This window comes from Candidatus Dechloromonas phosphoritropha, from assembly GCA_016722705.1.
Lineage (GTDB): Bacteria > Pseudomonadota > Gammaproteobacteria > Burkholderiales > Rhodocyclaceae > Azonexus > Azonexus phosphoritrophus.
On sequence record JADKGN010000001.1, the window covers coordinates 514222 to 535438 of the forward strand.

The following is a 21217-nucleotide window of genomic DNA, read 5'->3' on the forward strand; positions in this document are numbered from 1 at the left end:
GCGACAACTATTCTGGCGTAGGGGGGTTGGCAGAACCGTCCAACAAGCCAGCGCCTTCCGAAACCGCCACGATGCCATCCGCTTTGGGGAAAAAGCGACGCATCGAAGAACGTATCTGCCACTCCACGGTAGGTCGCTTAAGCAATTTGGACCTTGACCATGTGGTGTGTTCGGCGACAACTGCGCGCATGGGTACTCGTGCAAGGAAACGCGCCCACATGACAGCCACGGTCAACGGCCACATACAGGCCAAAACCACGATTGGCCGAGCACTGCGCAGGTAGCGCACAAGCGGAAATATCGCCCAACGTATGCGTCTGACTTTCAGATCAACGACGCGCACTTCCGGCAGTAATTCAGACAGAAACTCGTCTGTTGCCGGAAGCAAGACCATATCGACTGCATAACCGCGCTGGACAAACGTATTGGCGAGGTTCACCGCGACACGCTCGGCACCACCGCCGCGAAGGTCGGGCAATACTATGGAAACAGACAGATGGTAGTCATTGCATAGGACGGGTGAGCCAGTCCAATCCTCTCAACTTAGTCCATAGTCATACGGCGGGTTTGTAAGCAAAGGACAGGTGAGGCTTTCGCTGGTTTGGCCGAGGTCGAGCACGATCAGGGATAAATTTCTGAAGGTTTTTGACGATTTCCGAGAAGATTTCCTTGGTAACTCGGGTGGTGATTTGCTGCACACCCGCCAAGACTCGGGGCAAGATACGACGTACGGTATTGAAGGCCATCGTCCGATTCACTCCCCATGGCGAATCGCTGGGCAGCCGCTCTTCCGCAGCCAGGTAGGTGGCCAGGGCATTGAGATTGTCACACACCATCTTGGCCCCAACATCCTGGCAGGCGGCCAGCCAAGTCAGGCCGGACGTGTGCTCCAGATTGAGCCGGTGTTTGATGCGCTTGAACGCCTCCTCGATACGCCAACGGCTGTGATAAAGGGCTGAGAAGCTTGTGGCCGGATACCGCGCGGTATCAAGCAAGGAGGTCATCAAGACCCGTACCTTGCCAGTCGGCGTCACCTGACGAATCAGGCGAACCATAGAAGGCAGACGCGGACACTCGTAATCAATGGCATCCTGACGATGCGGTGGCGGCAATGTCACCTGCGCCTCATCTTCTCCGGATCGCATGAACTGGGTGATGGCAGAAAAGGAAGCGGACGAATCACAGCGTATGCAAAAGGGGATACCTCGATGCAACAGCGCCGCGACCAACCAGGCACCCGGATACCCGCGATCAAGCACCAGCATGTCCTGAGCACCGAGTCGGTCAAGCCGCTCAAACAACATCTGACGTTCGCCGACCAGCGAACTGTGCAAAATCAGCGAGTCGAACAATTCGATCCCTGGCCGAAACAAACCGAAGATGGCCGCTTCTCGAATATGGCGGCGCCCTTCCAGGTCAAGCAAGGTCAGACGTACCTTCGATGCATCCGCCGCCAAGACCCGCAAGCCCATTCCATTACACACAAATTATTCAAAATTACACTTTGAAGTTGAACTCGCGTCATAACGCATGAGCCTCTCTCGCGAATCTGATCCCGGCGGCGAAATCGACGACGCGTTGAAGGCCAAGCCAAAGGGTCTTCACCCCTGGCTCGCCATCGCCCTTGCGGGCCAGAAATCCGCCAAGCATCGCCACCAAGCGCACCACTTCATTGAGCCTGGGCGGCGTCTTGGGCACCTTCTTCCGATTCAGGATGTAAGCCGCTTGCCATTCGTCCTGCTCGAACAGCAAGGCCGCATCCAGGTCTGGGCAGGTACGGCCCAGGCGCATGAGTCGGGCAATCCGCCAAGCCACCACCATGAACAGCGCCAGCGCCCGTTCCAGCCGCGCCACGGTGCTCAACTGCAACGCCTCTACGCGGCAGCCGTTCTTGAGGACATGGAAGAACAGTTCGATCTCCCAGCGCGCCCGGTACCAGTCGATCAGTTCGGTCGCCGCTTCGAAAGAGTTAATCGGCCGATTGGTCAGCAGCCGCCATTCCACCGGCTTCACGCCCTCGGGGGCACTTTCTTCTCGCGCCACCAGACAACTCACCTCGATCCGGCTCCCCTTGCCGTCGGAGACCGTCACCCGCTTTGCCCAGACTCGTTGCCGAACGTCCCGCGCCTTCTGTCCTTGCCGCGAAGGCATCGTGAAGCGGATGCCGCCGAGCGCTTCGCTGGCCAGGACCTCAGTCCACAGCTTGCCGCCCTCGGGAAGCGCCCGATTGTGCTGGGAACGAATCAGCCAGTCGGCGGGATGCCCCAGCTCGCGGGCTTGCACCATCAGGGCCACGATGTCCGCCTCCCGATCCGCCACATACACCAGCCGGGTGTCCGGCAGCCTGCTCGCCAACTCCGCGATGCGGGTGTAGCCCTCCGTCCAGCGGGTGCTTTCCAGCAGGCCACCTCGTTGGCCGCTCGCGTCCTTGGGTTCGCGTGCCCACATCCAGGCGTCCAGAACACCCAAGGGTTCACGCTGCGGACTGACCGCGTAGGTGGGATGCACGTACATCCCGCGTTGGGCTTCATACGAGAGCGGCCCCAGACCGGCAATGCGCTGACCATTGAAGTCGAGTTCCGTGGTGTCTTGGATGCACAGCACCACCGGATGCGCCTGCATGCGCGTTTCGGCGCTTCGCCAGTGCGAGGCGAGGATGGCTTCCCATTCGATGTCGTCCTGCGCAAAAAAGCGATATGCCGCCTGGGTTTCCGCCCAGCCGCCGCAGGCTTGCGGGATGCTGGCCAGCGGGTTGGCGGCCATGCGCTCCGCCAGCAGCACCGTGCGCTTGTCCAGACGCCGGTCGCCCAGGTCGATCGCCTTGAATTCTTCCGCTGCCCAACCCATCACATCCACCCAGCATTTCTTGTAAAGTCAGCATGTTACGCAGAGGTGTTGAAGTTGTGTGTAATGGGATGCCGCAAGCCTTGCCAGTCCGGCTGCTGCGGAACGACCTCATCGACCAGGCGCAGCAATTCTGTATTGAGCGGCTCAAAGAGATTGGCGACCAGATGGCTGCGCGCCTTTGAGAAGGCACTGGCCGTGATCGCCCGACAAAGGCGGGTTCTTCCGGCAAGCAGGGCAAAGCAGGAATCAAGCTCCGCCTGAACTGCGCCGCGAATGCCGGTGAGCAGGAAAGCGATCAGATTCGTGAATGGCAATTCACGGTTTCGGGTGAAAAACCGAGGCTCGCGGCGGGCGGCGGCAAGGAAATTGGCGCCATGAATGTAGTCCGTTAGCCGTGAAACGATATTGGCATATTTAGGCCGTCATATAAAGCCTATTTATATCAATTGGTTACATGCTCGATTATATCTTGGCGCGGCCAGATGGCAAAGTTGCCAAAATTAGATGACAGACCGCTAAGTCAAGAGGATTGTGAGCCAGTCATGCTGAACGCGCCCTTTTGGATAGATGGCTCCGAATGGCTTTAACGGCATAACTTTCAGTAGCCAAACAATAAAGTTCACCAACCAGACGCTTTACTAACCTAGTCGGTGAAGCGCGCGTATTAACAGCCATCTTTATTAGCGCCTCGGCGAATACTGGAATGCCATACCTTTCTGCAGCAGCATGACACTGTTGCGAAAAATCAGACCGCCGCCCTTGCGCAGATTCAGAATATTCCTGAATCAAATCTGCCAACTCCAAGGTAGGTGGATACTCCTGCAATTCGCCGACATTGCCGTGAGGTAACTCGTGAAGATAACCATAGCAGCGCGTAGCCTCGTCTATTGTCACGCAAATTGTAGGAACGCCGAGCATCGCGGCCTCCAACGCAGCGGTGCCCATCCCAACAAATAAGTCATAGTTCACGACTATTTCTGGAAAACTGCTGTATTCAAGAACCCCCATGAGCCGAACATTACCGGCGACACCCAAAGTTTCAATTTCGGCTTCAATCAAACTGCGTAATGGCCCGTCTCCATAAATATCCCAGGTAACCTGAACACCGCGATTCAAGCAATCACTGACAATCCTTGCCGCACCCAAGTTGTAGGATTTGAAATCGACCAGTCGCCCTACCGAGACAACTCGTACATTCGCCTTGTTGGATGATTGCCAAGTTGATTCAAGAATATTGATAGGTAATGCCAATACCGGGCTAGTTGAAAAATCGGCATTCCATCTCTTTGAGTGCGACTCTCTGCATTCCAAATTCATGAAATAAAGCTGTTCTCTACCAACTGCGTTTGCGACCAGATGGTTCAAAAACACTCGATCCGTACGCTCAGATGTCATGAAATATGCTCTTGGGTGGAAGACACCAGAAAGATGAATCACCTGCAGGTTCTTGGGGAATACCGTTTCGACCATCAAACCACGGGCCGCAGAAATCGCATCGAAGCTCATGATTAAAACATGAGATCCAATGCGTATATCACCCAAGTGCGCACTTATGGACCTTATCAAATCGCTAGTTTCACTGTAGTAGATGACATTCACTTGATCTTCAAGCATGGAGTCAAGTTCTCCAACTGAGCCGCAACAGACTGAAACACGTGCACCAGACGAGACAAAAAAATTGGCAACTCGAACAATCAGAGTTTCAATGCCACCAGTCCGCAGACTGCCGTAAACCATAAATACTTCTGTTAGCAATTGCGGCGCTGAATGTTGCGCGTGCCTGATATCAGTCACCGGCAACTCTCCGTCTTAACCACCCACGCAAATCCACCAACCCGTCCAGCCTGCGCAGGCTATACAAACTAGCCGCCAGCATCACCACCAGCCCAACTGTATAACCCGCACCTGTCGATTGTCCTGCAACAAACATGATCCCCCCCCCCGCAAGCAAGAGAAGTAGCGTAACCATCGCATTGCGGCGTGCCAGCTTGTAACCAATCAGCCTCGATGCCACCAGCGCCACCAGCCCGTAATAGATCAGGTAGGCGATCCAGAAACCGACACCAGCCATGGCCAGCCCCCATTCCTGAATTCCCACGGCGATCACACCCAGGTAGGCAACATTCCAGGTAACGTCCGTGGCAATGAAAATGCCACCACGCCCCTGCGCGAGCAGAATAAACCCCATCGGCCAACTGGCCACCTTAAAAATATCCCCCAGCACTTGCCAGCGCAGCACATCAGCCGCCGGCGCAAAGCTGGCGGCATAGAGCAGGTGAATGACCCAGGGGGCAAGCGTGATCATGCCGAGTAAAACGGGACCGGCCAGCAGCAAGGCCATTTCGGCCTGCTCATCGACCAGCTTTCGTGCCTGCGGGTGGTCGTTGATGGTGGCCGTCAGGCGCGGGAAATAGTCGGCGCCCATCGCGCCAAGCACAAAACCGATGTAGGTCATCGAGACAGCCCAGGCCGCCTGGAAGTAACCGGCCGCATCCAGTCCGAGTTCGCGCAGGATGATCGAGCGCGCGGCAAGCTGGGTCGCCAAAGTGAGCAGGCCAGCCACCATCAGGGGAATGCCAAATTTGAGCATCGCTTGCCATTGCTGGCTGATCGCCTGCCAGTCGCAGTGCATCTGCGGCCGTGTCAGGCGGGCAGCGTACCAGGCGGCAACCGGAATGGTGACGGCCGGGGCCGCCAGCACAAACCAGAGCACGCCGGCCTCGCCGAGCCAATACACCAGCAGTATGCCGACGACGGCGCCAATCAAGGCGCTGATGATGTTGATGCGCGCCAGCTCGCCGATGCGGCGCAATCCTTGCAGCAGCGCGGTTTGTGAACCGGCGATCAGGGTCAGCAGCACCCCCAGCCCGAGCCAGCCGACATCGCCGACATGGGTTGCATCGCCGAACACCCATTGTGCAACCGGTTCGCGCAGTAGCCACAGGAGCGCCATGCCGGCAAGGCCAAGGACCAGATTGGCCAGCCAGAGCGCGCGGCGCACGATGGCGAGGGTGGCTTCTTCGCCTGCCGATGCAGCCAACTGTCTCACGCCGCTATTGCCCAGCCCGCACCCGGCCAGCGTCGAGGCCAGCCCGACGATGTTCTGGTACAAGCCCATCAGGCCAACGCCGGCCGGCCCGAGCAGCACCGCCAGCACTTTCACTTTGACGATGCCGATGACGATATTGATCACCGTGGCACCACCTATGATGGCGCTCGAACGGAAGATCTCGCGGTGGGATGTCACGGTTTGAAGGCGGTCAGCGCGGCGATGACCTGATCCTGATCCTCGAAACCGAGATGCGGCCCCATCGGCAGACTCAGCACTTCGTTTGCCATTCTGGAGGCAATCGGAAAGGCGTCTCCGGCGAACCCGTTGGCGGCGTAGGCCTGCTGCTGGTGTGGCGGAATCGGGTAATGAATCAACGTGCCCACACCGGAAACAGCCAGCGCTTTTTGCAGTGCATCGCGCTGCGGATGCTGGACCACATACAGGTGCCATACCGGCTCGGCCCAGCCGGGCACATAAGGCAGCGTCAGGCCGCAACCAGCCAGGTTCTGCCGATAGCACTCGGCGACGGCGCTGCGCCGCGCATTCCATTCATCGAGATGCGCCAGCTTGACGCTCAAGATGGCAGCCTGCAGCGAGTCAAGACGGCTATTATAGCCCTGCACTTCGTTCACGTACTTTTCGCGCGAGCCGTAGTTGCGCAGCACGCGGATGCGCTCGGCCAACTGCGCATCGTCGGTGGTCACCGCGCCACCGTCGCCCATGGCGCCGAGATTCTTGCCGGGGTAGAAGCTCCACGCCACGGCATCGCCGTGCGCACCCAGGCGCTCGCCCTTGTAGCGCGCTCCATGCGCCTGCGCCCCGTCTTCCAGCACGCGCAGGCCGTGCTTGCGCGCAATGGCGAGAATTTCGTCCATATTTGCCGGTTGACCGTAGAGATGTACGGGCAGGATGACTTTGGTGCGCGGGGTAATGGCGGCTTCGATCAGCGCCGGGTCGATGTTGTAAGTGCGCGCATCCGGCTCCACCGGCACCGGCGTCGCACCGCACTGGCTGACCGCCAGCCAGGTGGCGATATAGGTGTTGCTGGGCACGATCACTTCGTCGCCCGGCCCGACATCCATGGCGCGCAGCGCCAGGTGCAGCGCGTCCAGCCCATTGGCCGCGCCTACTGCGTGGGCGGCGCCGCAGTATTGAGCATATTTGGACTCGAACTGCTCCACTTCCGGACCAGCGATGTAGCAACCGGAAGCCAGTGATCGAGCCACGGCGGCATCGATCTCGGATTTCAGCTCAAGGTAAGCAGCACCAAGATCCAAGAATGGAATGTTCATGCTTGCCAGCGCGCCCGCATGAATTCCGCATAGTCCCGGAAATAATCGTCTTCGGCGTATTTATTGGAAGCCAGCACCATGCAGACCGAACCGGATGAAAAATTGTCGAGTTCCCGCCAGATCATGGGACAAACGTATAGCCCATTGTAGGAACGGTTGAGGTGAATGCGCTTCTTGTCATTTCCATCATCAAGAACCACGTCAAAACTACCTGACATGGCGATGATCAGTTGATGCAGCGCCTTGTGCGCGTGCCCTCCTCGTTCTGCGCCACCGGGCACGTCGTAAAGGTAATACACGCGCTGGATGTCGAACGGGATGTGACCGGAGCCTTCGATGAAGGTCAGGTTGCCGCGAGGATCATGGATTTTTGGAAGTTCGATGAGGCGACAATCAGCTAATGACATATCAGCATTACTCCACCATGTGTTTATAGAGAACAATATCAAAGTCGATTGTCGATATTTCAATCGATATTTTCGTCTCCTTCAATATTGAGCCTGGTTTTCTAATTGATCGATAACTTGTAATTTCACATTTACGAATCTCTATATCATTAAAAATGGTAGTTTGATATTCTGGAAAGAAAAGCGCTCTTACTTGATTATTTATCTGCGCAGCAGTTGCCCAAACATTAATTTTATTACTGATCTTTGAAAGACTATTTCTGGAGAAATAACTTGACCCAGTTGCAGGTTGGGAGGTTCGATTTAATTCGAATTTCATGGAGAGTTTATTGGCGTATTTTTTCAGTAAATCTCTTCCGGCATCTTGATACTTCTCGTATAGCTCGCGAGCATTCATGTCAGGTGTGATGTCAATTGCCGATTGATCAATGATGTCGCCTGTATCAATACCATCATCGATGAAGTGAAATGTAACACCCGACTGTTTTTCATCAAAATAAAGTGGCCATATCGAAGTAAAGCAACCTTTGTATGAGGGGAGGAGTGAAAAATGAATATTTAATAGCCGTGCATTCTTAAATTTTTTTGACTCTATAATTTTATCGAATTCAACTGAAAGAAAAACAAGGCTATTCTCATCGTAGATATCTTCAATCTGAACAATTGGAATATTAAAATTGCAAGCGAAACTCTTCAGAGATGGCTGCCATGTATCAATTCCGCTATCAGATTGCACAGGGCAAACAGAAAGTTCAAACAGGCCGGTTTTTCGCAGGATATCGAGTGTTTCGACTGCAATTCTATTTTTTCCGGCAAGGCAAAGTTTCTGGGGCATTAGCATTACCCTCAACAATGCGCGCCGGTTTGCCGACCACCACTGCCCCATAGGGCACCGACTTCGTCACCACAGCACCCGCGAAGCACGACCACAAACTGCCAAACCCGGGTGCCGGCGCCGATTGCCTTGGACTGGACATCGGCCAGCGGGTGAATGAACGGTTGGCTCACTTGCATGCTCCCTCTAGTTAGTCCTTCCGCCGCACATACCAAGGCATCGCTTCCGCCAAGCCTTCGGCCAGCCGGTGCGTAGGCGCGAAGCCCAGCAGGCGCTGCACCTTGGTCATATCCGCCTGGCTGTGGCGGACGTCGCCGGCGCGGAAGTCGCGGTGCTCTGGCTGGGCACTGGCGCTCACGCCGTGGGCGGCCAGGTTGTCGCGCAGCAGGGCAAACAGGTCGTTGAGCGTGGTTCGTTCGCCGACGGCGACATTGTAGACCTGGTCGCGCGCTTCGTCGCTTTGCGTGGTGGCGGCCAGCAGGTTGGCCTGCACGGCGTTGTCGATATAGCAGAAGTCGCGGCTGGTTTCGCCGTCGCCGTTGATGAAGACGATTTCGCCCTTGAGCAGCGCGGCGGTCCATTTGGGGATAACGGCGGCATAGGCGCCGTTGGGGTCCTGGCGTTTGCCGAACACGTTGAAATAGCGCAGGCCGATGGTCTTGAAGCCATAGGTGCGGGCAAAGACGTCGGCGTAGAGTTCATTGACGAGCTTGGTGACGGCATAGGGCGACAGCGGCTTGCCGATGGTGTCTTCGACCTTGGGCAGGCCGGGGTGGTCGCCGTAGGTGGAGCTGGAGGCGGCGTAGGTTAAGCTGCTGACGCCGGCATCGCGCGCGGCGACCAGCATGTTGAGGAAGCCGTCGATGTTGGTGCTGTTGGTGGTGATCGGGTCTTCGATCGAGCGCGGCACGGAACCGAGGGCTGCCTGGTGCAAGACGTAGTCCACGCCGGCGCAGGCCTGGCGACAGGTTTCGAGGTTGCGGATATCGCCTTCGATGAACTTGAAGCTAGCCCATTGCGCGGGACTGACCAGGCTCTGGACTTCATCGAGGTTGTGCTGGTGGCCGGTCGCGAAGTTGTCGAGGCCGACGACCTGCTGGCCCAGCTTGAGCAGGGTTTCGAGCAGGTTGCTGCCGATGAAGCCGGCGACGCCGGTGATCAGCCAGTTTTTGGGCGTTTTTAGCAGTTGACCGCGCAAGCGTTCGTAGGGTGTGTTCATTGGGGGGCTACAGGCGCAGGTCGGATTCGGTAGCGGGAACGCATCAAGCGACATCTGCTTGAAGAATGAACCGGTTGGCGGTCGCACGCACTTCTTTCATGCGCCCGTGGCCAGGTAGCACCTTTTCTGTAATCGTAACCAGCCCAGCCAGTTCCAGTTCATCCACGTCCCGCTTTACCGCACTGCGATCACGATGCAGACGCTCTGAAATCTGGGTAATAGAACCGGGCATCTCTTTGACTGCGCGGAACAGCGCCAAGCGAGTCGCCGTGATTAGCTTCATCAGATCCGCAGGATCTTCGAAGCTGACAATGCGCTCGTCAGGAAGTTGCTCGCCCCGGTCTGCCGCTCTCGCCAACTGACGGCCTCGCTTGAAGAAGTCTCCTTCCGTTCCGGTTTTGATGGTGAGTTTGGTCATATGCTGTCCTTTAGGGCGATCCAGTCTTGCTCAAAGCGTTCTTCAATATCCTCGAAGCTGACGAACTCGACAGGCCCCACAACGCCAAGATAATGGCGGTGGTGGCCGTCGTGGGCATTGTCGTAGCCGATTACGCGCCCGTTGTCGCCGGTGAAGACGTTGTGGTTGATGTAGGCCAGGTTGTATCGGGTGACCCGCCCTGTCTCTTCATCAATCCACACTTCGCGGTGTAGCTTCCCGTTTCCGCGCTTGTCGGAAATCTTGTGGGATTCGTCAATGACTTTTACGTCAGGCATGATTTATTATATCATGCCTGCATGGTTCCTATTCGAACTGCGTTTCCAGAAAACATGAAGGGCTTTTTCGGCGTTGACCGCAGTATTGTTCGCAGCACCTGTTCAAGACCGCTAGAGGCACGGATCGGGCTCTTGGTGAGCACCGGTAGTATTATGAAGCTTTGCCGATGGCTTTGGCCAAGATCGCCAAACGACTGATTACCCATGACGAGTTTGCATCTGGAAGACCTGCGCAAGGACACGGCATATGCGCTGCTGCTTTCGTGTTGCCGGGTATACGCCAGCGCGGCGGACAGGTCTCTGCAACACCGCTTGGCCAAAGAACTCGACAACGAGCGTTTTCTCGCGCTGGCGGAACGGCATCTTGTCGGTTCTCTGGTCTGGCACAACCTGAACCGGCATCCGCAAGGTACTTTCGATGCCGGGCTGATGGCGGCGCTATTGAGCAGCCATCGGCAGAACGTGATCAGCGAAATGGTGTCGGCGCACGCGGCGGTCAAGTTGCATCGCCTGCTGGCCGGGGCTGGACTCCCGCATTGCCTGCTCAAGGGCCTGGCCGTCGGGCAACGCTACTATGCCGCCCCGGGGCTGCGCGGAACCGGAGACATCGATCTGCTGGTCCCGCAGGCAAGCTTTGACGAGGTCAACCGGCTGTTGCTGAATGCTGGCTACGCCGCACCCAATCCGATCGATGCCCTGACGTCGCGGCAACGGCGCTATTTCATGTTTCAGCAGAACCAGGTCGAGTTCCAGGCACCCGGCTCTGGTGTGATTATCGAACTTCACTGGCGACTGGATCAGGTGCCGTACACGCTGGCCGGCCTCGAGTCCGCGGCGCCGCTGGCGAAGGTGACAATTGCGGATGCCAGGATTGCCTGTCTCGATGACGAGGAGATGTTGCTGCACCTGTGCGTGCATGGCGGCAAGCATGCGTGGTTTTGCCTGAAGTGGGTTTTTGATCTGCCCAATGTTCTGGAAAGCCGGGAATGGGATTGGCCGGCACTGCGGAAAAAAGCCAGGTCTTACCGCTGCGAGCATGCGCTGCTCCTCGGCTTGCTGGTCGCCGAGAAGCTCTGCGGCTGGGTTGTGCCGGCAACCGTTCGCCCCTGGCTTGAGCATCGGGGCGGCCTCGATCGTCATTTTGGCCTGATCGTCAAGGCCATAACGCATGCCGAAGGCTGGCTGAATTCGCCTGCCGGCATCGTGCAGCGCAACCTGTATGCCGCCAGCTTCAACGACGGGCTGGATTGCTGGACCTATCAGCTGGCGACGGTGGCCACCCACCGCCGGGACTGGGAACTGCTGCCGCTGCCCGATGCGCTGTTTCCGCTGTATTTCGCGTTGAGCCCGTTTACCAACATCTGGCATCTCGCGCAGCGTTTTCGCCGGTTTGGGCAGGCGCCGGCGCGCCTGGTCTGAAGATGATTGACCTCCACTGCCACCTACTGCCCGGTATCGACGACGGCGCCCCGGACCTCGAGACTTCGCTCGAGATGGCGCGCATTGCGTTCGCCGATGGCATCCGAACGCTTGCCTGTACCCCGCATATCTACCCCGGAGTCTATGAGAACACCGGTGATGGCATCCGGCAGGCGGTGGCGGCGTTGCAGAAGGCCCTCGATGAGGCGGAAATCGCGCTGAAGCTGGTGGTCGGCGCCGATATCCATGTCGATCCCGACCTGTTGCTGAAGCTGCGCGGCGGCGAGGCACCAACCCTGGGGGAGACGCGGTATTTTCTGCTTGAGCCGCCACATCATGTCGCGCTGCCACGTATTGCCGATTTCGTATTTAATCTGGTTGCTGCCGGTTACACTCCCCTGATCACGCACCCCGAGCGTTTGACCTGGATTAAGGATCACTACCCAACCATATGCGGGCTGGTCGATCAGGGCGCCTGGCTGCAGGTGACGTCAGGCAGCCTGACTGGCCGCTTCGGGCCGCAGGCGAAATACTGGGGCGAGCGCCTGCTCGGCGAAGGTCGGGTTCATATTTTGGCCACGGATGCGCACGGCACCCGACGTCGCCCTCCGCTGCTCGCCGAAGGCCAGCTTGCCGCGGAGCGCCTGGTGGGCAAGGAAGAAGCATGGCATTTGGTTAACACCCGGCCAATCGGTATACTTGATAATTTGGCCCCGTCCGCAATGCCTGCCTTGCCGAATGCCGGCGCCAAATGGCGAGCAGACGGCTCAGCCAGGCGGCAAGGCTTATTGGCGAGGCTATTTGGCGGGAACAAGCCCCGTTAGCAGTCGTTGGGAAAAGGAGACTCGGCATGCACGATTCGTCAATCAGGAAATCAGGGTTCTGGTGCGCTTTCGCCTGCCTGGTGTTGCTGATCGCTGCCCGGCCCACCTTTGCTGAAAGTCCGGCGCAGCCGATATCGGCGACACCAGCCCCGGTCGATAATGCTTTGTTGGAGCGCCAGTTGGCGCCCGCCTCGACGGAATTGGACGAATACCAGATCGGCCCGCACGACCTGATCGAAATTTCGGTGTTTCAGGTGACCGAGATGTCGCGGACGGTGCGTGTCAATGCCCAGGGATTGATCTCGCTGCCCTTGCTTGGCATCGTGCGCGCCGGCGGGCTGTCAGCCAACGAACTTGAAGCGACCCTTGCCGCCAAACTTTCGGAAAACCTGCTGCAGGATCCACAGGTAAGTGTTTTCATCAAGGAATTCGCCAGCCAGCGCGTCGTGGTCGAAGGCAGCATTGTGAAACTCGGCGTTTACCCGCTTACCGGCAAGACGACACTGATGCAGGTCATCGCCATGGCTTCCGGAATCGATCCCGTGGCCGACCCGACCAATATCCGGATATTCCGCCAGCTTCCCGACGGCAAGCGCGAGGTCTTGACCTATGATCTGATTGCGATTCATGAGGGCAAGGCGGAAGACCCGTTGATCAAGGGCAATGACACGGTGATCGTCGGGCGCTCCGCTTCCGCGGCTTTTTTCAGGGATTTCATCAACGGTGTCCGCGGTTTTGTGGGGTTCGGCACCATCCCCCTGGTTCATTGATCCCTGATCAGCGGCGCGCATGGCAAAGTCACGCGATCGTGCTTTCTGATTTTCATCGGTCCGCACTGTGACAACTCCCTCAAACGACCCTTCCCGCAAGCCGGATCCTGCCGACGCCGAAGCCCACCCCGGTGGCGCGCTCATTGAGCGGCCGAATTATCTGCCGAACACGGCTCTTTATCACGAACCGCTGCATATCGGAGCGGAAGAAGAGTCGATCAAGCTGCGCGAATACTGGGACATCATCGTCAAGCGCAAATGGGCGGTGCTGACCTTTTTTGCGATCACGGTGATCGCCGTCATGACGGCTACATTCATCACGACCCGGATCTATCGTGCCACCCTGACGCTGCAGATCGAACAACAGGACACGAAGGCAATGGCCTTGCCGGGAGCACTTGCCAACGAGCAATTCGTTTTCGAGAGCCCCGAGTTTTTGCAGACGCAATACGAATTGCTGAAAAGCGACACTCTGGCCCAGCGCGTGATCGAACAGTTGAACCTCGTCGCCGCGCCGCAACCGGAACAGAAGAGCCCGGGCTGGCTGGATACTCTCCTGGGGGACAACGCCAGGAAGACGGAAAATCCCGAGCCTGAAGCGGGCAACGGCCTGATGTCCGGATTACCCGGGGAACTGTCGGTCGTGCCGGTGCGTAATTCACGCTTGGTCAGGATCAATTTCGACAGCCCGGACCCGCAACTGGCGGCGCGCATCGCAAACACGATCGCGGTGGCGTTCATCAACCTGAACCTGGAACGGCGTATGGAAGCGACTTCCTATGCGCGGACGTTCCTCGAGGAGCGTCTGCAGCAGATCAAGGTCAAGCTTGAGGATTCCGAAAAGCAACTCAATGCCTTCACGCGCCGGGAGGGCATCGTCAAGCCGGATGAAAAGCAGCAAAGCCCGGAGACGCAGGTGCTCGGCGAGTTCACCTCGGCGCTGGCCAAGGCCCAAAGCGAGCGCATCCGGGCCGAGACGCTCTACCAGCAGGCGCGCGGCGGCGATGCGGCAAGCGCTGCGGCGGTGGTGGACAATGCGCTGGTCCAGGAATACAAGACGCGCAAGTCGAAGCTGGAGGGCGACTATCAGGAAGGCTTGAAGACCTACAAGCCCGGTTACCCGAAGATGCAGCAGATCGAAAGCCAGATCGACGAGTTGCAGGCCAAGATCAACCAGGAGATCAAGGCGACCATCGGCGCGCTCAAGGCAAACTACGACGCCGCGCTCGCCCAGGAAAACCTGCTGGCGGCAAAGCTGAAGGAAAGCAAGCAGACCGTTCTGGGCGGCCAGGACAGCAACTTCCAGTACAACCTGCTGAAGCGCGAGGTGGATACCAACCGCCAGCTTTACGACAGCCTGCTGCAGCGCTACAAGGAAATCGGCGTCGCCGGCGGAGTCGGCACCAACAACGTTACCGTGGTCGACATGGCAAAGGTGCCCGGCTTTCCGTTCAAACCGCGACTGACGTTCAACCTGATGATCGCCCTCTTCATCGGCCTCGCCGGTGGCATTGCTCTCGCCCTGCTGCTGGAACACCTGGACGATACGATCAAACTGCCGGATGACATGGAAAAATTTCTCGGCCTGCCGGTACTTGGCATCATCCCGGCGACCAAGCGCGCCGACAACGCAGAACTGGCGCTGGCCGAAAATGCCGACCAGCGTTCGGCGTTTGCCGAGGCATACCGTTCGTTGCGCACGGCCCTGCAGTTCGCGACGCCTGAAGGGATGCCCAAGGTGCTGCTGCTGACCAGCACCACGGTCGGCGAAGGCAAGAGCACCTGCGCCCTCAGCCTGGCGATGCATATCGCACAGACCGGCAAAACGGTGTTGCTGATCGACAGCGACCTGCGCAAGGCATCCCTGCATACCAAGCTTGGCATTGTCAACGATTCGGGCCTGACCAACTACCTGGCCGGCAACGCCCAGCCGGTCGACATCACGCGCCAGACCGAAATTCCCCGCCTGTTCCTGATGTCTTCCGGCCCCCTGCCGCCGAATCCGGCGGAATTGATCAGCAGCGTCAAGATGGTGGCGCTCCTGAAACTCGCCACCGAGAAATTCGACCAGGTAATCATCGACGGGCCGCCGGTACTTGGCCTGGCCGATGCTCCCCTGCTCGGCAGCCTGGCCGAAGCAACCGTGCTGGTCGTGGGCTATGGTACGACCAGCCGCCAGTTTGCGCAGACTTCGGTCAAGCGCCTGCGCGGTACGCGCACCCGGCTCATCGGCGGCATCCTCAATCGGGTCAGCAGCGGGCACCGCTCCTACGGCTATAACAGCTACTACTATCAGTACGGCGAGCCGGATCAAAAACAACTGTCGGCATGAGCGGTAACAGCACGGATTCGGGTTCTGACTGCATAGCGCTGGCAATTGCCTTTTTTCAGGCGCCGAGCCAGTTTCCCGAGCTGCTGCGCGGCGAAGGCCGTTTGCCGCGCGGCGTCAACGAGTTGCTTCTGGTTGCCGCCGGCAATCCACGCGCCGCCGGCGAAAAACCACTTACCCCTTTCGTGCACCCAGAAAAATTGCGGGAGACGGCCAAATTCTTCATCGAGCAGGTCTTGCTGGCGCATCACGCGAGTCACTATCGCGTTTTTGGCGTCGAGCCCGATGCGTCGCTGGCAGAGATCAAGGACAACCACCGTCTCCTGATGCGGCTCTTCCACCCGGACCGCCAAACCACCGAGGCCGACGGCGCCACCGCAATCGCGACCCGGATCAATCAGGCGTATACCGTCCTCCGCTCTCCCGATGCACGCGCCGCTTATGACTTTTCATTGCAGCAAAAGCACGCAACCGCAAGGAAAAACCCCACCTATCATCCGCTGCCCAGCCACGCGACCGCACCATCGGGAAGGGCATTTACTCTCCCGCTCTTCGTTTCCCGCCACTTGGCGCCGGTTGTCCTCGGCAGCTTCGCGTTCGTGGCCGCCCTCGGCGTTGCCCTGGTTTATTTCAATCGCGTGCCAGCGAGCGCGCCCGGCACCGGCGAGCGCGCGTATAAGCTCAAGCCGGAAATGGCGCTGGCCAGGCCGGAACCGGCAGCAATGCCGCTCGAGCCGCCAGCGCAGTATCTGCGGTCAGAAGCTTCCACCCGGCCACACGAGCCGCCGGCCAGCATTGCGGGCGTCATGGACCAGCCAGTTGAGACAGCGCCGACGTCGCCGCCCGACCGACAGCCGATGCCGGCCAACGACTATAAGCAACCCCGGAGCGAGCCAGTCCGGGCGCCCTCCCCGGCGCCACCGTTGGCGATGCCCGGAGCTAAGCCGGTGCTGGCCGCAACGACGAAGCCGGAGCGAATCGTGGCGACTGTTGCGGTCAACCCGCCAGAGGCACCGGAAACGAAGCCGCCACAGCCCCGACCCCAGCAACTCGAGAGCCTGATCGCCAGTTTTTCCGAGCGCTATCAGCAGGGCGATCTCGAGGGCCTGCTGGCGCTGTTCGACGACGCCGCGCGCATCGACCGGGGGGGAGACAAGGCACAAATCCGCAACGAATATGGCGACCTGTTCCGCAATTCGGAAACGCGAACGATGTATATCTGGGACATGTCCTGGAATCCCCGGGGCAAGGCCGTGCGCGGCAACGGTCATTATCAGTCGCGCGCGATCGGCAAAGCCGACCGCTCGCCAAGGATTTACGGCGGCGATATCACGATCGACGTCCTGCAGCTGGACGACAGGCCGGTGATCGTCGGGCTGTATCGCCGAGGCAACTAACCCGGATGTTTCATAAACCCGCCGCGCGATGTCAATGTCGTGCCATTCCAGCCGTGATGCGAGTCAGCTTGCTGCGAATTTTGCTGCCAACCCGCCACGATCGGCCAAATACCCCAACTTTTGGGCATCACACCCTGCCGCCATCGATCCCTGGACAGAGCGCTGGCGAGACCTCACCTCCGCTCAAGCGGATTCGAGTCGGCAGCATGAGACGGCGTCGCCGAGTCGATCAGGCCGGTGCCGGCGGGCGCGGGACGAGGTAAAGCAACTCGGTCACCCGCGCCAGCACCCCCTTCATCGGACACGACGTAGGCAAGGACAGCTTGATCCGATCCTTGTACTGCACCACGCGCACCGCCAACTTAAAGAGTTTCAGGATAATCGACAGCGGTTGCGCCTTGGCCAGTTCCGTATGCACCAGCGTGTTCTCGCGCAAGCCGTGAATCAACCCATACGCCGCACACGAATAGAACAGCCGCAGGTGATTGGCGAGGAAGGCATGATCGGAGGTCCGGTCACTGGCCAAGTCGTTCTTCACCGCCTTGATGAAGTTCTCGTCCTGCCCTCGAGCACAGTACAGCTCTTTGTAAAGCACATCAGGCGTCGGGTCGGACAGCGAGGTCACCACGTACCGCGGGTTGTCACCCAAGGCCATCACCTCGGCCTTGACCACCACGCGGTAAGCCTTGGGCCACGAGCCCGCCTGATACTCGATATCGTCGTACAGTCGTGTCGCCGCAGGCTCGGCGTTCCCCAGGCGCTGGGCGTTGGCGCTGTGTGTCTGGTGCAGCGCACGGGCTTTCTTCAGCAGCGGCTCGGCCTTGGGCGAGAGCACCTGGTTGCCGGCCAGGCCGAAGAGGAAGTCCAGATGCGGATCGGACGCGCACAAGGCCATCAGTTCGGGATTCGAGAAGTGGCCATCCCCGCGCAGAATGATGTGGGTCTCGGGCCAGGCCTGGCGGAGCAGGTGCAGCACGCGCTTGATGATGACCGCATTCTCTTTACCGGTGGGACGCTTGCCCGGACGCAGGACGGCGGTGATCAGCTTCCCGGAGAGTCCTTCGAAGAGGAACAACGGCAGGTAGCAATGATTGCCGTAGTGGTGGTTGTAGAACGCCAGTTCCTGCTGCCCGTGAGTGGCATCCTCAGAGTGATCCATATCCAGCACGATCACGGCAGGCGCTTGGGCGTAGCTGGCGATGAAGGCGTCGACGAAGCTTTTGGCCAGGCGGTAAATGTCTTTGCGCGATACGCTGTTCTCGAGCCGGGAGAGCGTGGGGCCGGAGGCCAGGTCATTTCCCTCGCCCAGCGGGGCACGACCGACCGCCAGTTTGAACAGCGGATCGCGCCGCAGCGTGTTGGCGTCATTACCGTCGGCGTAGCCGCTGGCGGTCTGGAATATCCGCTGACGAAGCAGGTCGGCCAGCGGATGGTCAATGTACGAGGCGTGGCGTTTGTCGTGAATCGCGCTGACCAGGCGGGGAATCAGGCCGATTTGCAGGTCGATGCCACGCAACAGGAGTGCGCCAAAGTCGGAGGACATCGCCCCGCCGTCAAACTCTGCCCGGATCGTAAATCCGGCGCTGGCGGGAAAGCGAAGCTGGGTTGGGATAGAATGGTCCATGGGCGGTCTCGTTTAGGCTTCTTACAAAGCGTTATTGGCGTAACCCCTATTATATCAATGGGTTAAACGAGATTCGCCTGCTTTTATGAAAAATTCGGGCTAATAGCCCGCTTCGAAATAATCAAACCTTGAGCACCAAGCCTCGTTCAGCCAGTTCCCCGGCCAGTTTGATGACATCACCCTGCAATTGCTCGGCCGTGACTTCGTACTCTTCGAGCATCGTTGCGCTGATTTCCGCCAGCGTCCTGCCCTCGCCCATCAGTTCCCAGATACGTGCGCCGACCGGGTCCAGCCCGAAGTAGCTGCCGCCTGCCAGGTCGAGGATCACGATCTCTTCACCGACCTCACGTGCCATGACCTGGACCGGGATCGTTACCTTGTCCGTCAATTCCATCAATTGCTCCCTAAATTTCAGCCTGTTCGAGAATGGCCCGGCGCACCGCCGGCAACGCGGCGAACGATCTTGGATAATCAAGTCGGAAAACGATCGGCAAATTGGCCATCTCCGTCACCTGGTTGAAATGGGCTGACAACGACTCCCGGCCTTCAATATCGAGCAGGAAGGAATTACCCACCAGCCCCATCACGGCTTCGCCCGGCGTCATCGGCGCAAAGCTTACCTGATCGACATCGCCCGGGCCGAGGAAATACATGCGCCGCAGCATTCGCTCTTCGGAGCAAAACGCCAGCGCTTCGCCGGAAAGCAACCGCGCCTTGGAAGTGTATTGGACGGCGGGCGCCAGATGCGCGTCGTCGCCCACCAGTTCGTCCCTGCTGTCGTCCCACAGGCGGATCGACGGATGACTGGGCTGGACCGCATAGCCACCGGCTTTGGGTTCAAGCAACAGGGCATCGTCGGCCAGGAAGCGGTGACCAGCCAAGGCGAAACTTGCCGCCAGCGTCGACTTGCCACGCCCCGATTCGCCAAGAAACGCCAGCGCACCCGCTGGAGCCTCGATGGCACTGGCATGAAACACCCGCTTGCCCTGCCGGCTCAACGCCAGTGGCAGCACCTGATTGAGATAGAGGTGCCTGATGGTCTCTTCGGAGATACCGGGAACTGGCCACGATGACACGACTTGACCATCCGCTGAAACTTCGAAATCCGCAAGTTCGGGAAAGCGCAGCAAATAGCCTGACCCGGTCCGATAGAAACGCGTCCACAGCGTCCCGTCCGGAAAAATCCACTCGTGGAAAAAAGCCGACTCAAGCGGCTCCTGCGGGGGAACATCCGCCAGATGAAAGTCGATCACGACTCGGAATCCCTGCCCAGAACCTTGGCGACAAAACGCGAAATCTCCTCGGGCGAGGGAAAGAGATCGGGATGATCGCGCAAAACGGCGGCTTCGATCTGCGCGACCGTCCGCTGGCCATCGCAGTACACAAGGATCGTCGCGGTCGCCCTCCCCGTCTGGCCAAGCCGCGGCACGCGCTCGGGGTTAGCCTGCAGCAACTGCTCCGGTGTCAATAACTCGCCTTGCCACGTCGACTGCGCGAAGCGCCGTCCGGTCGCCGGAAACTCGACGACCCAGGCAATTAGATGATCGGCCGGCCGGGCCATGATTGTTGCCTTCACCCGCTCGCCCGCCTTGACCGCAACGGCCTCATCGATGGGCAAGAAGGCCTGGTTGCGCTGGATGGCTGGTTCCGCCAACGGCGAATTGGTCATCCACACCCCTTCGGCCAGCTCACACTCGAACCAGCCGCCCAGGCCATGCATCAACCCATCACGCTCGATATGCAGCTCAGCGTTCCACGAGAAGAAATCCGGATGATTCGCATAAAGGTCAATATCGCCCAGCACAGCCGGCGCACAAAACACGTCGGTGCGTTCCAGACTGACGGCATGTCTGGTGTTAACCGCATGCTTACGCAGCCAGTGGAAGACTTGAGGAATGTTTTCTGCCTGCCAGGCGTTGGCCAGTTCGTCGCAGCGCTGCGAACCGACTGCCGCGACGTTCAGCCGAATTCGCGAAGGGATGAGCTTGCCGCCGGGTTTGAGAAAGCGCTTCCTGGCGTCTTCAAGAAACCCGACGATACCGTAATCGAAGCCGAAATAGCCGACATGATCGCAGATGACCACGTCCACCCGTTCCGGCAACTCGATCTGGCTCGACTTGCCGCGAATGAAGGTGGCGCGCTCACCCTGCCCGGCCCGCTGCAACGAATCGCGGGCCACGTCGGTCATGGCACTATCGTCGATGGCGAAGACATGCCGGGCGCCAGCGTGCAGACACAAGAAGCCCAACACACCGGAACCACAGCCCAAGTCGGCAACGACATCGCCGGCCGCTAGCAACTTTCCTATGGCTGATTGATAGCGCTCAAGCCTGACTGCATCGGCGACATAGCCTAAGTGCTCTTCCAGCATAAACCGGTGCTAACTTTTGGGATTGGTTGGATTCTGCGTATGACCGTGTATGCCCAGCATCCGGTCACTGAAATTTTCATGCATAGGCCACAGCAAGAGGATATTCAATGAGGGAAC

Annotated in this window: 22 protein-coding genes; 5 read left to right on the forward strand and 17 right to left on the reverse strand. The window is 58.8% G+C overall.

Annotated features, from left to right (window positions below; translation table 11 throughout):
* Window positions 1-7 precede the first annotated feature (7 nt).
* From IPP03_02570 to IPP03_02630, 13 genes are all read right to left on the reverse strand, one after another.
* Window positions 8-439 (reverse strand): glycosyltransferase, encoded by a 432-nt coding sequence (locus tag IPP03_02570; GenBank protein ID MBL0351616.1) that lies wholly within the window; start codon window positions 437-439, stop codon window positions 8-10.
* A gap of 115 nt (window positions 440-554) precedes the next feature.
* Complete coding sequence (locus IPP03_02575) at window positions 555-1466, reverse strand: transposase (protein ID MBL0351617.1); 912 nt, start codon at window positions 1464-1466, stop codon at window positions 555-557.
* Between the two features lie 55 nt (window positions 1467-1521).
* Window positions 1522-2847, reverse strand: coding sequence for an IS4 family transposase (locus tag IPP03_02580; GenBank protein MBL0351618.1), 1326 nt, complete (start codon window positions 2845-2847; stop codon window positions 1522-1524).
* A 35-nt stretch (window positions 2848-2882) separates the two neighbouring features.
* A complete protein-coding gene (locus IPP03_02585) occupies window positions 2883-3161 on the reverse strand; it encodes a hypothetical protein (protein ID MBL0351619.1) in 279 nt (92 codons plus the stop codon).
* Window positions 3162-3387: 226 nt separating this feature from the next.
* Entirely contained in the window at window positions 3388-4641 is a 1254-nt protein-coding gene (locus IPP03_02590; GenBank protein MBL0351620.1) for a glycosyltransferase, read from the reverse strand.
* Window positions 4634-6094, reverse strand: a complete 1461-nt coding sequence (locus IPP03_02595) for an O-antigen translocase (GenBank protein MBL0351621.1) — start codon at window positions 6092-6094, stop codon at window positions 4634-4636. Before IPP03_02595 ends, IPP03_02590 begins: the two co-directional genes overlap by 8 nt.
* Entirely contained in the window at window positions 6091-7191 is a 1101-nt protein-coding gene (locus tag IPP03_02600) for a DegT/DnrJ/EryC1/StrS family aminotransferase (protein ID MBL0351622.1), read from the reverse strand. The genes IPP03_02595 and IPP03_02600 overlap by 4 nt, the downstream gene beginning before the upstream one ends.
* On the reverse strand, window positions 7188-7598 hold the full coding sequence (locus tag IPP03_02605; protein ID MBL0351623.1) for a WxcM-like domain-containing protein: 411 nt from the start codon (window positions 7596-7598) through the stop codon (window positions 7188-7190). The genes IPP03_02600 and IPP03_02605 overlap by 4 nt, the downstream gene beginning before the upstream one ends.
* A 7-nt stretch (window positions 7599-7605) precedes the next feature.
* Window positions 7606-8433, reverse strand: coding sequence for a hypothetical protein (locus IPP03_02610; protein ID MBL0351624.1), 828 nt, complete (start codon window positions 8431-8433; stop codon window positions 7606-7608).
* 11 nt (window positions 8434-8444) lie between these two features.
* Window positions 8445-8606 carry a hypothetical protein gene (locus tag IPP03_02615; protein ID MBL0351625.1) on the reverse strand — a complete coding sequence of 54 codons (162 nt, stop codon included), beginning with the start codon at window positions 8604-8606 and terminating at the stop codon, window positions 8445-8447.
* 17 nt (window positions 8607-8623) lie between these two features.
* Complete coding sequence (gene tviC, locus IPP03_02620; GenBank protein MBL0351626.1) at window positions 8624-9652, reverse strand: Vi polysaccharide biosynthesis UDP-N-acetylglucosaminuronic acid C-4 epimerase TviC; 1029 nt, start codon at window positions 9650-9652, stop codon at window positions 8624-8626.
* A 43-nt stretch (window positions 9653-9695) separates the two neighbouring features.
* Complete coding sequence (locus IPP03_02625; protein ID MBL0351627.1) at window positions 9696-10070, reverse strand: MarR family transcriptional regulator; 375 nt, start codon at window positions 10068-10070, stop codon at window positions 9696-9698.
* Window positions 10067-10366: a transcriptional regulator gene (locus IPP03_02630; GenBank protein ID MBL0351628.1), complete on the reverse strand. Its 300-nt coding sequence runs from the start codon at window positions 10364-10366 to the stop codon at window positions 10067-10069. The genes IPP03_02625 and IPP03_02630 overlap by 4 nt, the downstream gene beginning before the upstream one ends.
* A gap of 204 nt (window positions 10367-10570) precedes the next feature.
* On the opposite strand from IPP03_02630, the gene IPP03_02635 reads away from it, so the two are divergent.
* The 5 genes from IPP03_02635 (at window position 10571) to IPP03_02655 (ending at window position 17105) form a co-directional block, all read left to right on the forward strand.
* Window positions 10571-11785 carry a nucleotidyltransferase family protein gene (locus IPP03_02635; GenBank protein ID MBL0351629.1) on the forward strand — a complete coding sequence of 405 codons (1215 nt, stop codon included), beginning with the start codon at window positions 10571-10573 and terminating at the stop codon, window positions 11783-11785.
* A gap of 2 nt (window positions 11786-11787) precedes the next feature.
* Window positions 11788-12609 (forward strand): capsular biosynthesis protein, encoded by an 822-nt coding sequence (locus tag IPP03_02640; protein MBL0351630.1) that lies wholly within the window; start codon window positions 11788-11790, stop codon window positions 12607-12609.
* Window positions 12610-12635: 26 nt separating this feature from the next.
* Window positions 12636-13379 (forward strand): polysaccharide export protein, encoded by a 744-nt coding sequence (locus tag IPP03_02645; GenBank protein MBL0351631.1) that lies wholly within the window; start codon window positions 12636-12638, stop codon window positions 13377-13379.
* A 67-nt stretch (window positions 13380-13446) separates the two neighbouring features.
* Window positions 13447-15711 carry a polysaccharide biosynthesis tyrosine autokinase gene (locus tag IPP03_02650; protein ID MBL0351632.1) on the forward strand — a complete coding sequence of 755 codons (2265 nt, stop codon included), beginning with the start codon at window positions 13447-13449 and terminating at the stop codon, window positions 15709-15711.
* A gap of 101 nt (window positions 15712-15812) precedes the next feature.
* On the forward strand, window positions 15813-17105 hold the full coding sequence (locus tag IPP03_02655) for a DnaJ domain-containing protein (GenBank protein ID MBL0351633.1): 1293 nt from the start codon (window positions 15813-15815) through the stop codon (window positions 17103-17105).
* Window positions 17106-17334: 229 nt separating this feature from the next.
* On the opposite strand, the gene IPP03_02660 is transcribed toward IPP03_02655, so the two are convergent.
* From IPP03_02660 to IPP03_02675, 4 genes are all read right to left on the reverse strand, one after another.
* On the reverse strand, window positions 17335-18729 hold the full coding sequence (locus IPP03_02660) for an IS1380 family transposase (protein MBL0351634.1): 1395 nt from the start codon (window positions 18727-18729) through the stop codon (window positions 17335-17337).
* 121 nt (window positions 18730-18850) lie between these two features.
* The gene (locus IPP03_02665; protein MBL0351635.1) at window positions 18851-19123 is read right to left on the reverse strand and encodes a PqqD family protein; all 273 of its coding nucleotides are present in this window, start codon (window positions 19121-19123) and stop codon (window positions 18851-18853) included.
* A 10-nt stretch (window positions 19124-19133) separates the two neighbouring features.
* Window positions 19134-19982 (reverse strand): hypothetical protein, encoded by an 849-nt coding sequence (locus IPP03_02670; protein ID MBL0351636.1) that lies wholly within the window; start codon window positions 19980-19982, stop codon window positions 19134-19136.
* Entirely contained in the window at window positions 19979-21100 is a 1122-nt protein-coding gene (locus tag IPP03_02675; GenBank protein ID MBL0351637.1) for a class I SAM-dependent methyltransferase, read from the reverse strand. The genes IPP03_02670 and IPP03_02675 overlap by 4 nt, the downstream gene beginning before the upstream one ends.
* Window positions 21101-21217: the final 117 nt, after the last annotated feature.

What these genes read in the sequence shown, in the direction of transcription:
- tviC (MBL0351626.1), bottom strand. Translation starts at nt 9,652, where the DNA reads ATGAACACACCCTACGAACGCTTGCGCGGTCAACTGCTAAAAACGCCC.
- IPP03_02580 (MBL0351618.1), bottom strand. Translation starts at nt 2,847, where the DNA reads ATGGGTTGGGCAGCGGAAGAATTCAAGGCGATCGACCTGGGCGACCGG.
- IPP03_02640 (MBL0351630.1), top strand. Translation starts at nt 11,788, where the DNA reads ATGATTGACCTCCACTGCCACCTACTGCCCGGTATCGACGACGGCGCC.
- IPP03_02625 (MBL0351627.1), bottom strand. Translation starts at nt 10,070, where the DNA reads ATGACCAAACTCACCATCAAAACCGGAACGGAAGGAGACTTCTTCAAG.
- IPP03_02600 (MBL0351622.1), bottom strand. Translation starts at nt 7,191, where the DNA reads ATGAACATTCCATTCTTGGATCTTGGTGCTGCTTACCTTGAGCTGAAA.
- IPP03_02610 (MBL0351624.1), bottom strand. Translation starts at nt 8,433, where the DNA reads ATGCCCCAGAAACTTTGCCTTGCCGGAAAAAATAGAATTGCAGTCGAA.
- IPP03_02665 (MBL0351635.1), bottom strand. Translation starts at nt 19,123, where the DNA reads ATGGAATTGACGGACAAGGTAACGATCCCGGTCCAGGTCATGGCACGT.
- IPP03_02605 (MBL0351623.1), bottom strand. Translation starts at nt 7,598, where the DNA reads ATGTCATTAGCTGATTGTCGCCTCATCGAACTTCCAAAAATCCATGAT.
- IPP03_02645 (MBL0351631.1), top strand. Translation starts at nt 12,636, where the DNA reads ATGCACGATTCGTCAATCAGGAAATCAGGGTTCTGGTGCGCTTTCGCC.
- IPP03_02635 (MBL0351629.1), top strand. Translation starts at nt 10,571, where the DNA reads ATGACGAGTTTGCATCTGGAAGACCTGCGCAAGGACACGGCATATGCG.
- IPP03_02675 (MBL0351637.1), bottom strand. Translation starts at nt 21,100, where the DNA reads ATGCTGGAAGAGCACTTAGGCTATGTCGCCGATGCAGTCAGGCTTGAG.
- IPP03_02630 (MBL0351628.1), bottom strand. Translation starts at nt 10,366, where the DNA reads ATGCCTGACGTAAAAGTCATTGACGAATCCCACAAGATTTCCGACAAG.
- IPP03_02660 (MBL0351634.1), bottom strand. Translation starts at nt 18,729, where the DNA reads ATGGACCATTCTATCCCAACCCAGCTTCGCTTTCCCGCCAGCGCCGGA.